This window comes from Cupriavidus sp. GW821-FHT02F09, assembly GCF_059421605.1.
This window is the reverse complement of the sequence record NZ_JBWKVH010000005.1, coordinates 147882-161869: the sequence shown is the minus strand read 5'-3', so window position 1 is coordinate 161869 and position 13988 is coordinate 147882. Positions and strand designations below refer to the sequence as shown.

Genomic DNA, 13988 nt, shown 5'->3' with positions numbered 1-13988 from the left:
ACGGCGCATGCCTGACCACAAAAGGAGTTTGGATGCTGACCGACGCCCTGCTGGCCTTCCTGCACTACACCTTCATCTTCCTGCTGATCGCCCTGATGACCGCCGAGGCGGTCGTGCTGCGCCCCGGCATGACGCCGCCCGTGCTCAAGCGCCTGTCGATCTACGACCTGCTCTACTTCCTCACTGCCATGGCGGTGCTGGCAACCGGCCTGCTGCGGCTGTTCTACGGCGCCAAGGGCGCACAGTTCTACCTGCACAACCCGTGGTTCCACGCCAAGATCACCGTGTTCGTGGTGATCGCCCTGTGCTCGCTGCCGCCCACCTTCGCCATCCAGCGGTGGCGCCGCCAGGCGCGCAGCTTGCCGGACTTCGTGCCCATGCCCGCCGAACTGAAGTCCGCGCGGCGCTGGGTCATGATCCAGGCCCACCTGCTGATCCTGCTGCCGCTGTGCGCGGTAATGATGGCGCGCGGCATCGGCATGAAATAGGCCGCAGCGCCCTCGCCGCCAGATGCCCCAGGGCGCCTGGCGCACCCAGATTCCCGATCCAACCCGACGTATCTCCATGCTAAAGAAAAAACTCGCCGCGGCGCTGCTCGCCGCCGCCCTGCCCGCTATCGGCACCCTTATCGCATTTAGCGCCTTTAGCGCCGCGCCGGCTTCCGCAGCGGCAGCCGCCTACCCGACCAAGCCGCTCAAGTTCGTCGTGCCCTACCCGGCCGGCGGCCCGCTGGACACGGTGGCGCGCGCTATCGGCGACAAGCTCAAGGACAGCCTGGGCCAGCCCGTGGTGGTGGAAAACCGCCCGGGCGCCGGCGGCAATATCGGCGCCGACTACGTGGCCAAGCAGCCGGCCGACGGTTACACCATCGTGATGGGCGCCGTGGCCACCCACGCCATCAACCCCAGCCTCTTCGCCAAGATGCCGTACGACCCGGTGAAGGACTTCAGCCCGATCACGCTGGTGGCCGACGTGCCCAACGTACTCGTCATGCATCCCGGCAAGGCTGCCGAACTGCATATCAACAATGTGCGTGAGCTGGTGGAATACGCGCGCAAGAACCCCGGCAAGCTGGACTACGCCTCGGGCGGCAACGGCAGCGCGGGACATTTGTCGGGCGAGCTGTTCAAGAGCATGGCCAAGGTCAGCATGGTCCACATCCCCTACAACGGCGCCTCGCCTGCGCAGCTGTCGGTGCTGTCCGGCCAGACCGACATGATCTTCGATAACCTCGCCTCCGCGGCGGCCAACATCAAGGCCGGCAAGCTCAAGGCGTTCGCCGTCACCACCGCCACCCGCGCCGCCGCCCTGCCCGAGCTGCCCACTATCGCGGAAGCCGGCAAGGGGCTCGGCCTGGAAGGCTTCGACATTTCCACGTGGTTCGGGGTGTTCGCCCCGGCCAACACCCCGAAAGAGATCGTCGACCGCCTCAACCACGAGATCGTCGCCATTCTCAAGACCGACGACATGAAGGCAAAGCTGGCCCGCATCGGCGCCCAGCCGGCACCAACCACGCCGGAGCAGTTCGGCGCACTGGTGCAGCGCGAGCTGAAGAAGTACGCGCAGATCGTGAAGGTGTCGGGCGCCAAGGTGGATTGATCCGCCTCGAGACATTTGCCGAAGCCGCCAGCCGGGCCAAAGCCGCGCGCCATGACGACGGCTGTCTCTCCCTCGCCCCTCAGGGGGAGAGGGCCGGGGAGAGGGGTGGCTTAGCTAGGAGCCACTTCAAGCTAAGCCCGTGGTTTTTTCCAGCACGCAGGCGCACCGAGCGCCCGCCCTCTCCCCCAGCCCCTCTCCCACAAGTGGGAGAGGGGAGACCACCGGCGCAAATCCTGCTTTGTCAGATCGCTCCCGGCTCCGCGCGCGGCAACAACAACCCCACCTGAATAATCCGCGGCCCATCCATCCGCGTCACCGTCAGCTTCAGCCCGGCGATCTCCACGGCATCACCCTCCACTGGTGGTGATGTAAAGGCCTCCTGCAAAGCGACCTCCAGTGTCCGTGCCGCCTCGGCAGGGCTCAACTCCCGCGTCCCGTAAAGCCCCGCCACATCCCGCAGCATGGCCTCCCCGGACAGCAGGAAATCATGGCTAGCCTTGCCCCAGGCAGGTGCCGGCCCAGGCCGATGGAACAACAGCGCCAGCATCGGCACGCTGGTCCCCGGCGCCAGGATCGACACCATGTCCCCAGCCCGCAGCACGGTCTGATCGGGCGCAGCCAGCGCTTTGTCCCGCACCACGGTCAGCAGCCGGCAACGGGGCGGCAACTCGAGCTGGTCGGCGCGCAGGTTTTCAATCGGCGAATCAGCCTCGACCCTGAACTGCATCACCTCCAGCGCCGGCGCATGGGTGCCCTGCAGCCGCGAGCGGGCCACGGGCTCCGGATAGGCGGGACGCAGCACGCGCGCCAGCCGCGCCGCCAGCGGCACGGTGGTGCCCTGCAGCAGCAGGCTGGCCAGCACCACCGCAAAGGCGATGCGAAACAGCAAGCCGGAATCAGGCATGCCCTGCAGCATGGGAAACAGTGCCAGCACGATAGGCACCGCCCCACGCAAGCCCATCCAGGCCACGAAGCCCTTCTCCCGGGCGCTGAAACGAAACGGCAGCAGCGCCAGCCAGACCGCCGCCGGGCGCGCCACCAGCATCAGGAATGCCGCCACCGCCACCGCCGGCAGCGCCACTTCCCAGATCCGGTGCGGCGCCACCAGCAGGCCAAGCAGCAGGAACATCGCGGACTGCGACAGCCAGGCCATGCCATCCATCGCCCGCATGGTGTCGGGGCCTACCGCGCGGTCGCGGTTGCCCACCAGGATGCCGGTCAGGTAGACGGCCAGGAAGCCGCTACCGCCCGCCGTCTGCACGATGGCGAACACCATGGCGCCGCCCGAGCACAGCAGGATGGCCTGCAGGCCTTCGGCTACGCGGATGCGCTCCATTACGTTGGCCATGCAGTAGCCCAGGCCTAATCCGAGCAATCCGCCGACCCCGAACTGCACCACCAGGCGCCACAACAGCGCGCCGGGGCTCAGGCCCGCGGGCGCGGCGATCCAGTCGATCAGGGTGAGGGTCAGGAAGATCGCCATCGGGTCGTTGATGCCGGATTCGATTTCCAGCACGCTCGCCACCCGCTCCTTGAGCCGGATGCCGCTGGTATTGAGCAGCGAGAACACCGCCGCGGCATCGGTCGAGCCGACGATGGCGCCCAGCAGCAGGCCCAGCTTCCAGTCGATCTCCAGCACCCAGGCGGCAAACAGGCCCACCAGGCCGGTCGTGACCAGCACGCCGACGGTCGCCAGCGACAGCGAGGGTTTCAGCGCCACCCGGAAGGTGGCCAGCCGGGTGCGCAAGCCACCATCGAGCAGGATCACCGCCAGCGCGAGATTGCCGACCAGGAAGCTCAGCCAGGTATTGGAGAAGCGGATGCCGCCGGGGCCATCCACGCCGGCCAGCATGCCGACCGATAAAAAGACAAGCAGGAAAGGCACGCCCGCGCGCGCCGAGAAGGCGCCCACCACAATGCCCAGCGACATCACGACGGCGCCGATCAGGATGACATGGTCAATGCTTTCCAAAACGGCTTTCCCTTTTACCTTTTCATGCCGTGCCGCATCGGCCACGGGCTGCGCACGCATCGGCAACGGCAGTGCAGCCGTCGATGATAGCGCAGCCCTATGACCACTCTGCCGCGCAGACGTGAAAGCGGCACCCGGCAACGAAGCAAGCGGCCCCTGGATGTCTCCTAGGGAGATACCCGCAGATTGACCATTTTTGCAGACATCTGAAAGGTAGCTGAAAGGTCTTCCCCTTAATTTCCTCCCTGCCAGCGGCGGGACGGTTGCGCGCGCGCTTTTGACGCACCGCAACATCCTTAGCCGCACGGATTTCAAGCAGTTTTTTCGAGGAGAATCATTTTGCGCATTCGTAGCCAAAAGGACTTTGCCTCCGGCCTGATGTTCATCCTGGTCGGATTCAGCTTTTCCTGGGTCGCACGCGGGTATTCCATGGGTACTGCCGCGAAGATGGGCCCCGGGTATTTCCCGTTCTGGCTCGGCATCGTGCTCGCCTTGCTGGGCGCGCTGGTGCTGTGGAGTTCCCTGTCCGCCAAGAAGGAAGAAGACCAGCTCGCACGCTGGGACATCAAGACCTTGCTGTGGATCCTGGGTTCGGTGGTGCTGTTCGGCCTGATGCTCAAGCCGCTGGGCATGGTGCTGTCGGTGCTGGTGCTGGTGCTGGTGTCGTCGATGGCCAGCCATGAATTCAGCTGGAAGGGTGCCGTTGTCAACGCCATCGTCCTGGTGATCATCAGCCTGGGCGCCTTCGTCTACGGCATCAATCTTCAGATGCCGGTGTGGCCGGCATTCTTGGCAGGATAAGGAGACGGCCATATGGAACTACTAGCCAACCTGGGCCTGGGCTTCTCGACCGCCCTGACCCTGCAAAACCTCGCATACGCCTTCCTGGGCTGCGTGCTGGGCACCCTGATCGGCGTGCTGCCGGGCCTGGGGCCTCTGGCCACCATCGCCATGCTGCTGCCGGTGACCTACACGCTGCCGCCGGTGGCCGCGCTCATCATGCTGGCCGGTATTTACTACGGCGCCCAGTACGGTGGCTCCACCACCGCCATTCTGGTCAACCTGCCGGGTGAATCGTCGTCGGTGGTGACTACCATCGATGGCTACCAGATGGCCAGGCGAGGGCGAGCGGGGGTGGCGTTAGCCACCGCCGGCCTAGGCTCGTTCTTCGCCGGCTGCGTGGCAACCCTGATCCTGGCCGCGTTCGCAGCGCCGCTGTCGGAACTGGCGTTCAAGTTCGGCCCTGCCGAGTACTTCTCGCTGATGGTGCTGGGCCTGATCGGCGCCGTGGTGCTGGCTTCGGGCTCGCTGGTCAAGGCCATCGCCATGATCGTGCTGGGCCTGCTGCTGGGCCTGGTCGGCACCGACGTGAACTCGGGTGCAGCGCGCTTCTCGTTCGACGTGCCTGAGCTGACCGACGGACTGAACTTCGTCTCGGTCGCCATGGGTGTGTTCGGCTTCGCGGAAATCATCGCGAACCTGGAACAAAAAGATGCCCGCGAAACCTTCACGGACCACATCACCAACCTGTTCCCGACCAAGGAAGACTTCAAGCGCATGATCCCGGCAGTGCTTCGCGGCACCTTCCTGGGCTCCGCGCTGGGCATCCTGCCGGGCGGCGGTGCGGCGCTGGCTTCGTTTGCAGCCTACTCGCTGGAAAAGAAGACCTCGAAGTTCTCGCATGAGTTCGGCAAGGGCGCCATCGAAGGCGTGGCGGGTCCGGAATCGGCCAACAACGCCGCGGCGCAGACCTCCTTCATCCCGCTGCTCACGCTGGGCATTCCGCCCAACGCCGTGATGGCGCTGATGGTGGGCGCAATGACCATCCACAACATCCAGCCGGGCCCGCAGGTCATGACCAGCAACCCCGCGCTGTTCTGGGGCCTGATCGCCTCGATGTGGATCGGTAACTTCATGCTGATCATCCTGAACCTGCCGCTGATCGGGATCTGGGTCAAGTTGCTCAAGGTGCCTTACCGCTACCTGTACCCGGCCATCCTGGTGTTCTGCTGCATCGGCGTGTACTCGGTCCAGAACACCACGTTCGACGTGTTCCAGACCGCGGCCTTCGGCGTGATCGGCTACCTGTTCATCAAGCTCAAGTGCGAGCCGGCGCCGTTGCTGCTGGGCTTCGTGCTGGGGCCGATGATGGAAGAGAATTTCCGCCGCTCCCTGCTGCTGTCGCGCGGCGAGTTCAGCGTGTTCCTGACCCGCCCGCTGTCGCTCGGCCTGCTGATCGCAGCCGCCGTGCTGGTCCTGATCGTGGCACTGCCGTCGATCAAGAACAAGCGCGAAGAAGCTTTCCAGGAAGAATAAGAGAGCAAGTCCCGCGGCCGGTATCCGTGCCGGCCGCGAGCGACGATGCCAGAGAAGACCCTCAAGGTGCCGCAAGGCACCTTTTTTCATGCCTTGCCCGCTGCGGCGCCCGGATGCTGGCGGCGAGCGCGCCGGCTCGCGCCAGCCAGGCATCCCTCTGCCCGGGCTGCGAGCCCAGTACCGGGCCGAACGCCATGGTGCTGACCGGCTTGATCCCGCAGAACTCCAGCGTGGTATTGCGCATCTGGCGGATGCCCGGCATGCGGTAGATCCATTTGAAATACCAGGGCGGCGTATCCATGGTCACCAGCAGATGCGCCGAGCGGCCCTTCAGGAGCTGCTCGGGAAACGCTTTGCCGGCGCGGTACTTGAAGGCGAAGCCGGGCAGCAACACGCGGTCCAGGAAACCCTTGAGCAAGGCGGGCGGGCCGCCCCACCAGATCGGGAAGACGAAGGCAAGGTGTCCCGCCCAGGCCATGGCTTCCTGTGCCTCGACCAGATCGGGCTCGAGGCCCTGGATGGCGTTGTAGCCCGCATGCAGGATGGGATCGAACTTCAGCACATCCAGCCTGAGCAGCCGGACCTCGTGCCCCGCGGCTTCGGCGCAGGCCGCATAGGTCCTGGCGATGGCGCCGCACAAGCCATGGTTAGAAGGGTGACCCATGATCACCAGTACTCGCTGCCGCATCGCGACGCTCTCCAAAAAAGGTTGACGCCGCGAGGGTAAGGCTTGCCCCTTGAGGCAGAGTCAAGGCTGCGGGCACGCCATTGCGTCGTGCGGCGGATCGCTAGCCGCTTCGCGCGCTTCGCCACGGCCAAGGCACGCACGGATTTCCGCGCCGATCTCGCCAAGCTCTGCGTCCAGCTTGCGCAACCTGTGGATTTCTTCGCGCAGGCTCGCGCGCTTGCTGTCGACCTGCTGCACGAGCCGGTGCCAGTCCGGCTCCCCCGCGCCCGCATCCATCACCGGGAGCAGCTCGGCCAGGCGAAAGCCCAGGGCCTGCGCCTGCCGGATCAACCCGACCTGCCTGACTGCGTCGTCCGCGTAGACGCGGTATGAGCCGGCGCGCGTGACCTGCCCTAGCAAGCCAAGCGATTCGTAGTGGCGGATCGCCTTCGGCGACGCGCCCGTGCGCCTGGCAATTTCTCCGATGAACATCCCCGTTCCTCCTTGCATTGGTATTGGTACGAAAGCACGAAACGCCAGTGGCATCCGGCGGCTTGCCCTGGCTTGGCTTATGGCGCGAACCTTGGGCGCGAACCTTGCCGCAAGCGCCTCAAAGGGTAAGGCTTGCCCTTAGGGGCAGAGTCAAGCCCCCCCGAGGTGCCTTTCGCCAGTGCCAGGGGCATCGAACAGGCCTGCGCAGGCGTCCCGCACGGCTGCCGTGACGTGGCGGCGCGCCTGGTCGCGCCGCTCCAGCATGCCGATGGTGCGCAGCACCGGCGCGCCGCCGATTTCCAGCGGCAGGATGCGCAGCGCTTCGTCCTCCAGCCAGCGCGCACGCTGCAGCAACGGCACCACGGTCACGCCGACCTGCTGACGCACCAGTTCGACGAGCGCCTCGATCGAGTTCAGCTCGAGGAACTCATTGACGCGCAGATGCGCGCGGCGCAGCGCCCGCGCAACCAGCATGCCGGTGCGCTGGCCGCGGTCGAAACGCAGGAAGGGGTTGGCCGCCAGCGCTTCGCGCGCGTTCGTGCCCAGGCTGTCGCGCCCAGCAATCGCCACCAGCGGCTCCTGGTAAAGCGGCGTCCACACCAATGTGCCGGGCAGGCGGCCCGCCCCTTCCACCAGCATCGCCGCGTCCAGCTCACCGGACTCCACCTGCGCCGCCAGTTCGATCGACTTGGCGCTGACCAGGCGCACGTCCAGCGCCGGGTATTCGCGCTTCATGCGCGCCACCACATGCGACAGGCCGCCCATGACCGACACCACCGCGCCCACCGCTACCGCGCCGGCCATCGCGTCCGGCGCTTCCGGGGGCAAGCGCATCTCGTCGTAGAGCGCGAGCATGCGGCGCGCCTGCGGCAACAGCTCGCGCCCACCGGCATTGAGCGCCACCACCCGGCCGCCCCGGTCGAACAGTTCGCGGCGCAGTTCCATCTCCAGCGCGCGCATCTGCAGGCTGACCGCGGCCTGGGTCAGGGCGACTCGCTCGGAGGCGGCGGCAAAGGAGCCGTGGTCGGCCACGGCAACGAAGGTGCGCAGGAAACGGATGGTGCTCATGGGGAGAACGTCATGATGTGTGGCTTGGTGTGTCGCTTGGTGCGTGGCTTGGCGTATGTCTTATTCGGCGCACTAATACTTAAGAAAACCTTTAGACATAAGAAAGAAATATTAGCTTTCATTATGATGACCTGCACGGAATAATTGATCCGCAGCACCGCCTGGCAGCATCCGCGGCGGGGTGTGTTGCCCGAGGGCCGGCCCCGGCCTGCGTTTGCCTTGCTTCCCCGATCCGGAGATCACCATGAAACACTGGCTGCGCCTCTTTGGCACGAGCCTCGCCACGGGACTTGCGCTGAGCGCCGTCCCGGCACTCGCCGACACCTACCCGAACAAGCCGATCCGCCTGATCGTACCGTTCCCGGCCAGCGGCGCGACCGATTTGCTGGCTCGCGCCATCGCGCAGAAAGTGGGCACCAACATGGGCCAGCAGATCGTGGTCGACAACCGGCCCGGCGCCGGCGGCGCCATCGGCTCCGACATGGCCGCCAAGGCCCCGGCCGACGGCTACACGCTGCTGATCGCCACTACCAGCACGCATTCGATCGGGCCGTACATCAACACGCGCCTGCCGTACAACACCGAGACCGACTTCACGCCGATCGGCCAGGTGGCCATCGCCACCAACGTGCTGGTGGTGCCGAACAGCCTGCCGGTGAAGAACGTCAAGGAGCTGATCGACTACGCCAAGAAGCATCCGGGCGAGCTGAACTACGCGTCCAGCGGCAATGGCACCGTGGTGCACCTGACCGCCGAAGCCTTCAAGGCGCAGGCTGGCGTATTCATCACGCACATCCCGTATCGCGGCACCGCGCTGGCCGTGCCCGACCTGATCTCCAACAAGGTGCAGATCCTGTTCGACAGCATCGTCTCGGGCCTGCCGCACGTGAAAGACGGCAAGCTCAAGGCGCTGGCCGTGACCAGCCTGAAGCGCTCGCCGCTGGCGCCCGAGATCCCGACCGCCAGCGAGTCCGGCCTGCCCGGCTTCGAGTCCGATACCTGGTTCGGCATCTATGGCCCCAAGCAGATGCCGGCCGAGCTGGTGAACCGCCTCAACGCCGAGTTCAACAAGGCGATCCAGGCGCCCGACGTGAAGGAGCGCCTGGGCAAGCTGGGCGCGGAACCCGTTGGCGGCACGCCGGCCCAGTTCGCCGCTATGGTCAAGAAGGACAGCGCGCGCTGGGGTAAGCTGATCAAGGATCGCAAGATCACCGTGGAATAACGTACGAACGCTGGCAAGCCCGCCGCGGCATTGCGGCTAAGCGCTGCCAGCGCATCGAACCGAGACAAGCATGCAGAACTTCAACTGGACCAATCCCTACCCTTCCGTGCGCATCCCGCTGTTCGCGCGCAACGTGGTGTCCACCTCGCACCCGCTGGCGGCGCAGGCCGGCCTGCGCATGCTGCTCAAGGGCGGCAACGCCGTCGATGCAGCCATCGCCGCGGCGGCGGCCATCACCATTGTCGAGCCGGTCTCGTGCGGCCTGGGCAGCGACGCTTTCGCAATCCTGTGGGACGGCAAGGAAATGCATGGCCTGAACGCTTCGGGCGTGGCGCCGGCGGCATGGAACCCTGAGTATTTCAAGAGCAAGTACGGCACGGACGCCAACGGCATCGCCAAGCGCCCCGTGCGCGGCTGGGACGCCGTCACCGTGCCGGGCGTGATCGCCGGCTGGGCCGCGCTGCACGAGCGCTTTGGCAAGCTGCCCTTTGCCGAGCTGATGGAGCCCGCCATCGAGATCGCCGAGCGCGGCTATGCCGTGCCGCCGGTGGTGGCGCACAAATGGGCCGCCGCCGTGCCGGAACTCAAGGACCAGCCTGGCTACGCCGAGGCCTTCATGCCCAATGGGCGCGCACCCAACGTGGGCGAGAAGTTCACGCTCAAGGCTGCCGCCGACACGCTGCGCAAGATCGGCGCCAGCAATGGCCGCGCCTACTACGAAGGCGAGATCGCCGAGAAGATCGTCGCCTTCAGCAAGGAATGCGGCGGCGCCATGACGGCCGACGACCTGCGCAACTACAAGCCGGACTGGGTCAAGCCGATCAGCAAGGCCTATCGCGGCTACGAGCTGCACGAGATCCCGCCGAATGGCCAGGGCATCGCCGCGCTGGTGGCGCTGGGCATCCTGGACCAGTTCGACATGGCCGCGCTGCCGGTGGATTCGGTCGAGTCGCAGCATCTGCAGATCGAGGCAATGAAGCTGGCTTTTGCCGATCTCTACCGCTACGTGGCCGACCCTGGCAGCATGGAAGTCACGCCCGAGCAGATGCTGGACGACGCATACCTGAAGTCGCGCGCCAAGCTGATCGACATGGAGCGCGCCACGCACTTCGATTTCGGCATGCCCAAGGTCGGCGGCACCATCTACCTGACCGCCGCCGACGAGAACGGCATGATGATCTCGTTCATCCAGTCGAACTACATGGGCTTCGGCTCCGGCGTGGTCGTGCCGGGCACCGGCATCAGCCTGCAGAACCGCGGCGTGGGCTTCTCGATGGACCCGAAATCCCCCAACGTGGTGGCCGGCGGCAAGCGCCCCTTCCACACCATCATCCCGGCCTTCCTGACCAAGGACGGCCAGCCGGTGATGAGCTTCGGCGTGATGGGCGGCGACATGCAGCCGCAGGGCCATCTGCAGACCGTGGTGCGCATGGTGGACTACAACCAGCAGCCGCAGGCCGCCTGCTGCGCACCGCGCTGGAAGGTCAACCGCGACTTCACGCTGGACGTCGAATCCACCATGGATCCGGCGGTCGTTGCTGGCCTGAAGGCTCGCGGCCACCAGCTCAAGTCGGTCGACGACCCGTACATGGATTTCGGCTCGGGGCAGTTTATCTGGCGCCTGTCGGATGATGCCGAGCATGGCTATGTGGCCGCCAGCGACAGCCGGCGCGACGGGCAGGCCGTAGGGTTTTGAGTACCCGTAAGTAGCACTGGGAGCGCCCGCCGCAAGGCGGGCTTTTTTTTGGCTGTGCACCGCCAGTGCAGATCACCTTGACGTGGCGACCGATCTCACCTTAAATTTCTGTATTGACAGAAATTACTGACAAAACGCAAGCCAGATCGCACCACGCGGAGGAGAACATGACATGAGCACGCCCGCACTGACGCTGTTCTTCGACGGCAGTTGCCCGCTTTGCGCCGCCGAAATGCGGCGCATGGCCAGGCTCGACCGCCACGGCCGGCTGGGATACCTCGACATGCGCGGCGAGGGCTTCGATCCCGCGGCCTATGGCACCACCTTCGCCGCCATGGATACGGCACTGCATGGCGTGCGCGCCGACGGCCAATTGCTGGTTGGCATCGACTGCATCGCCGAGAGCTATGCGCTGATCGGCCTGGGCTGGCTGGTGTGGCCGCTCAGGCTGCAGGCTACCCGCCCGGCGTGGCAGCACCTCTACCGCTGGTTTGCGCGCAACCGCTATCGCGCCAGCCGGCTGCTGGGCTACGGCTGCGCGGACGGCATCTGCACGCCGGGCCGGCGCTAAGCCGGGCGCCTCATCCGACTGTCTGCAACTGGCCTGCTTGCCATGGCGACGACTGTGCATGGTGTGCGCCGCGTAGGGCACTACACTGAGGCCTTCACCTTTGCTTTCGCCCCGGCCGCCATGACCACCTACGCTTTCCGCCTGCTCAACGTCTTCGCCGAATCCACCTTCGGCGGCAATCCCCTGTGCGTGTTCGAGGATGCGCGCGGGCTCGATACGGCCACCATGCAGGCCCTGGCACTGCAGTTCAACCTGTCCGAAACCACCTTCATCCTCCCCTCCGAGCAGGCCAGCGCGCACGTCCGGATTTTCACCACGGGCTACGAGATGCCCTTTGCCGGCCATCCCACGCTGGGCACCGCCCATGTGGTGCGCGACCTGGCCACTACCGGCGACGCGCTCACGCTGGAGTTCAAGGCGGGCGTGGTGCCGGTGACCGCGCAGGGCGACGTGTGGACCTTCACCGCGCCGCATGCGGGTGCGCCCAGGACCGCGCCGGCGGGCCTGCCGGACGCGCAGATGGCATCGCTGCTCGGACTCGCCGAGACCGACCTGCTGGCGGCGCCGATCTGGGTCGACACCGGCGCCGACCAATTGATGGTGGCCGTGAAGAGCGTGGATGCGGTACGCCGCGCGCAGCCTGACAGCGCACGCCTGGCATCCTGGCCGCAGAGCAGCCTGGGCCGCAAGACGGCTTACGTCTTCGCGTTCGACCCGACCCGGCCGGGCCAGGTGGTGTCGCGCTATTTCTTCACCAAGCAAGGTGGTGGCGTGGCCGAGGACCCGGGCACCGGTTCGGCCTGCGCCAACCTGGGCGGCTGGCTGATCGCCAACGACCACGCGCTGCCGGCCGCCTACCAGGTCTCGCAGGGCGAGGCGGTCGACCGGCCGTGCACGCTGCGCCTGGAGGTCACCGGCGAGCAGGCCATCCGCGTGGGCGGGCGCGTGATCGAGCTGGGACGCGGCACCATCAACCTGTAACACGCAGGACTGCGGCGTCAACGCGACAAAGGGCGCGCTACTGCGTTACAGTGAGCGTCTGCTAGGTCTTCCCAACGCCCTGACGAGCGCCCCCACATGCGCCACCCACATGCGCCACCCACATGCGCCAACCGACATGACCACGCCGCACGCCCTGACCACGCTGGCCGAGCTGGAGGCCCACTACGCCGAAGCCGGCGAAGCCTCGCTCGCCAAGGAAGTCGACTATCTGCACCCGCACTACCGTGCCTTCGTCGAGGCCGCCCCGCTCTGCCTGCTGTCCACGGTGGGCGCAGAGTACGCGGAAGTCTCCCCGCGCGGCGATGCGCCGGGCTTTGTGCAGGTGCTGGATGAGCGCACGCTGCTGCTGCCGGACCGGCGCGGCAACAACCGCCTGGACAGCCTGCGCAACATCATCACCGACCCGCGCGTGGGCCTGCTGTTCCTGATACCGGGCGTCAACGAGACCATCCGCGTGGCGGGCACCGCCCATGTCTCGGTGGACCCGGCGCTGATCGCGCGCTGCATAGTGGATGGCAAGGCGCCGGCCACCGTGCTGGTGATTTCGATCCAGTCGGTGTTCTTCCAGTGCGCCCGCGCGCTGGTGCGCTCCAAGCTGTGGGCCCCGGAAACACAGGTGGCGCGCAGCAGCCTGCCGAGCAACGGCACCATCCTCGCCGCCGTGAGCCAGGCGCCCTTCGACGGCGCCGCCTACGACGAGTCGCAGCCCGCGCGGATGAAGCAAACCCTGTACTGATCCCATGTACACGCCATCCCACTTCGCCAGCATCGAAAGCGACGCCATCGACGAGGTCATGCGCCGCTACCCCTTTGCCACGCTGATCGGCAACGACGCCGACGGGCTGCCGTTCGCCACCCACCTGCCGGTGGTGGCCCAGCGCAGCGGCGACGCCTGGCAGATCGAAGGCCATATGGCGCGTGCCAACCCGCACTGGCGCTGGCTGGAGCAGACGCCAAGCGCCCTGCTGGTGTTCCAGGGGCCGCATGGCTATGTGTCGCCATCGTTGTACGAACAAAAGCTGTCGGTGCCGACCTGGAACTACGTGGCCGTGCATGTGTACGCAGAGATCGCCACCATCCATGACGCCGGCGCCAAGGATGCGCTGCTCAAGCGGTTGATCGCGCAGAACGAGCCCGGCTACGCTGCACAGTGGCGTGCGCTGCCGGAGGATTTCCAGCAGAAAATGCTGGGCGCCATCGTGGGCCTGCGCATCGTGCCCACGCGCATCGAAGCCAAGTTCAAGCTCAGCCAGAACCGCCCGGAGGGCGACCGCGTCCGCATTCTCGCGGCCCAGCGGGAAGGCAACCCCATCGAGCGCGACATGGCGGACTGGATGGCGCGCATGACTGGCGCCTGAAGAACGCCCGAAGCCCCCCTCACGG

14 protein-coding genes are annotated in these 13988 nt (G+C 66.4%); 10 read left to right on the top strand and 4 right to left on the bottom strand.

Going from position 1 to position 13988, the window contains the following annotated elements; all coding sequences use genetic code 11:
• Window positions 1-32 precede the first annotated feature (32 nt).
• Window positions 33-488, top strand: coding sequence for a DUF2214 family protein (locus tag AC07XB_RS08200; RefSeq protein WP_150984164.1), 456 nt, complete (start codon window positions 33-35; stop codon window positions 486-488).
• Window positions 489-564: 76 nt separating this feature from the next.
• The gene (locus AC07XB_RS08195) at window positions 565-1599 is read left to right on the top strand and encodes a tripartite tricarboxylate transporter substrate binding protein (RefSeq protein WP_492375177.1); all 1035 of its coding nucleotides are present in this window, start codon (window positions 565-567) and stop codon (window positions 1597-1599) included.
• Between the two features lie 241 nt (window positions 1600-1840).
• On the opposite strand, the gene AC07XB_RS08190 is transcribed toward AC07XB_RS08195, so the two are convergent.
• Window positions 1841-3571 carry a potassium/proton antiporter gene (locus AC07XB_RS08190; protein WP_492827684.1) on the bottom strand — a complete coding sequence of 577 codons (1731 nt, stop codon included), beginning with the start codon at window positions 3569-3571 and terminating at the stop codon, window positions 1841-1843.
• A gap of 339 nt (window positions 3572-3910) precedes the next feature.
• Here AC07XB_RS08190 and AC07XB_RS08185 point away from each other — a divergent pair, with 339 nt between their 5' ends.
• Window positions 3911-4372, top strand: a complete 462-nt coding sequence (locus AC07XB_RS08185) for a tripartite tricarboxylate transporter TctB family protein (protein ID WP_043348382.1) — start codon at window positions 3911-3913, stop codon at window positions 4370-4372.
• Window positions 4373-4384: 12 nt separating this feature from the next.
• On the top strand, window positions 4385-5887 hold the full coding sequence (locus tag AC07XB_RS08180; RefSeq protein WP_174422528.1) for a tripartite tricarboxylate transporter permease: 1503 nt from the start codon (window positions 4385-4387) through the stop codon (window positions 5885-5887).
• A 61-nt stretch (window positions 5888-5948) separates the two neighbouring features.
• On the opposite strand, the gene AC07XB_RS08175 is transcribed toward AC07XB_RS08180, so the two are convergent.
• The 3 genes from AC07XB_RS08175 to AC07XB_RS08165 form a co-directional block, all read right to left on the bottom strand.
• Window positions 5949-6575, bottom strand: coding sequence for an NAD(P)H-dependent oxidoreductase (locus AC07XB_RS08175; RefSeq protein ID WP_492375110.1), 627 nt, complete (start codon window positions 6573-6575; stop codon window positions 5949-5951).
• Between the two features lie 60 nt (window positions 6576-6635).
• Window positions 6636-7046 (bottom strand): MerR family transcriptional regulator, encoded by a 411-nt coding sequence (locus tag AC07XB_RS08170; protein WP_492375109.1) that lies wholly within the window; start codon window positions 7044-7046, stop codon window positions 6636-6638.
• A 150-nt stretch (window positions 7047-7196) separates the two neighbouring features.
• Complete coding sequence (locus tag AC07XB_RS08165) at window positions 7197-8114, bottom strand: LysR substrate-binding domain-containing protein (RefSeq protein WP_492827686.1); 918 nt, start codon at window positions 8112-8114, stop codon at window positions 7197-7199.
• A 244-nt stretch (window positions 8115-8358) separates the two neighbouring features.
• Here AC07XB_RS08165 and AC07XB_RS08160 point away from each other — a divergent pair, with 244 nt between their 5' ends.
• The 6 genes from AC07XB_RS08160 (at window position 8359) to AC07XB_RS08135 (ending at window position 13963) form a co-directional block, all read left to right on the top strand.
• On the top strand, window positions 8359-9336 hold the full coding sequence (locus tag AC07XB_RS08160) for a Bug family tripartite tricarboxylate transporter substrate binding protein (protein ID WP_150984157.1): 978 nt from the start codon (window positions 8359-8361) through the stop codon (window positions 9334-9336).
• A 70-nt stretch (window positions 9337-9406) separates the two neighbouring features.
• A complete protein-coding gene (gene ggt / locus AC07XB_RS08155) occupies window positions 9407-11032 on the top strand; it encodes a gamma-glutamyltransferase (RefSeq protein ID WP_492810975.1) in 1626 nt (541 codons plus the stop codon).
• Window positions 11033-11204: 172 nt separating this feature from the next.
• The gene (locus tag AC07XB_RS08150; RefSeq protein ID WP_492375106.1) at window positions 11205-11603 is read left to right on the top strand and encodes a thiol-disulfide oxidoreductase DCC family protein; all 399 of its coding nucleotides are present in this window, start codon (window positions 11205-11207) and stop codon (window positions 11601-11603) included.
• Window positions 11604-11723: 120 nt separating this feature from the next.
• Window positions 11724-12584, top strand: a complete 861-nt coding sequence (locus AC07XB_RS08145) for a PhzF family phenazine biosynthesis protein (RefSeq protein ID WP_492375112.1) — start codon at window positions 11724-11726, stop codon at window positions 12582-12584.
• A 109-nt stretch (window positions 12585-12693) separates the two neighbouring features.
• Window positions 12694-13341 (top strand): pyridoxamine 5'-phosphate oxidase family protein, encoded by a 648-nt coding sequence (locus tag AC07XB_RS08140; RefSeq protein ID WP_492827688.1) that lies wholly within the window; start codon window positions 12694-12696, stop codon window positions 13339-13341.
• A gap of 4 nt (window positions 13342-13345) precedes the next feature.
• On the top strand, window positions 13346-13963 hold the full coding sequence (locus AC07XB_RS08135) for an FMN-binding negative transcriptional regulator (RefSeq protein WP_492375104.1): 618 nt from the start codon (window positions 13346-13348) through the stop codon (window positions 13961-13963).
• The last annotated feature ends 25 nt before the right edge of the window (window positions 13964-13988 follow it).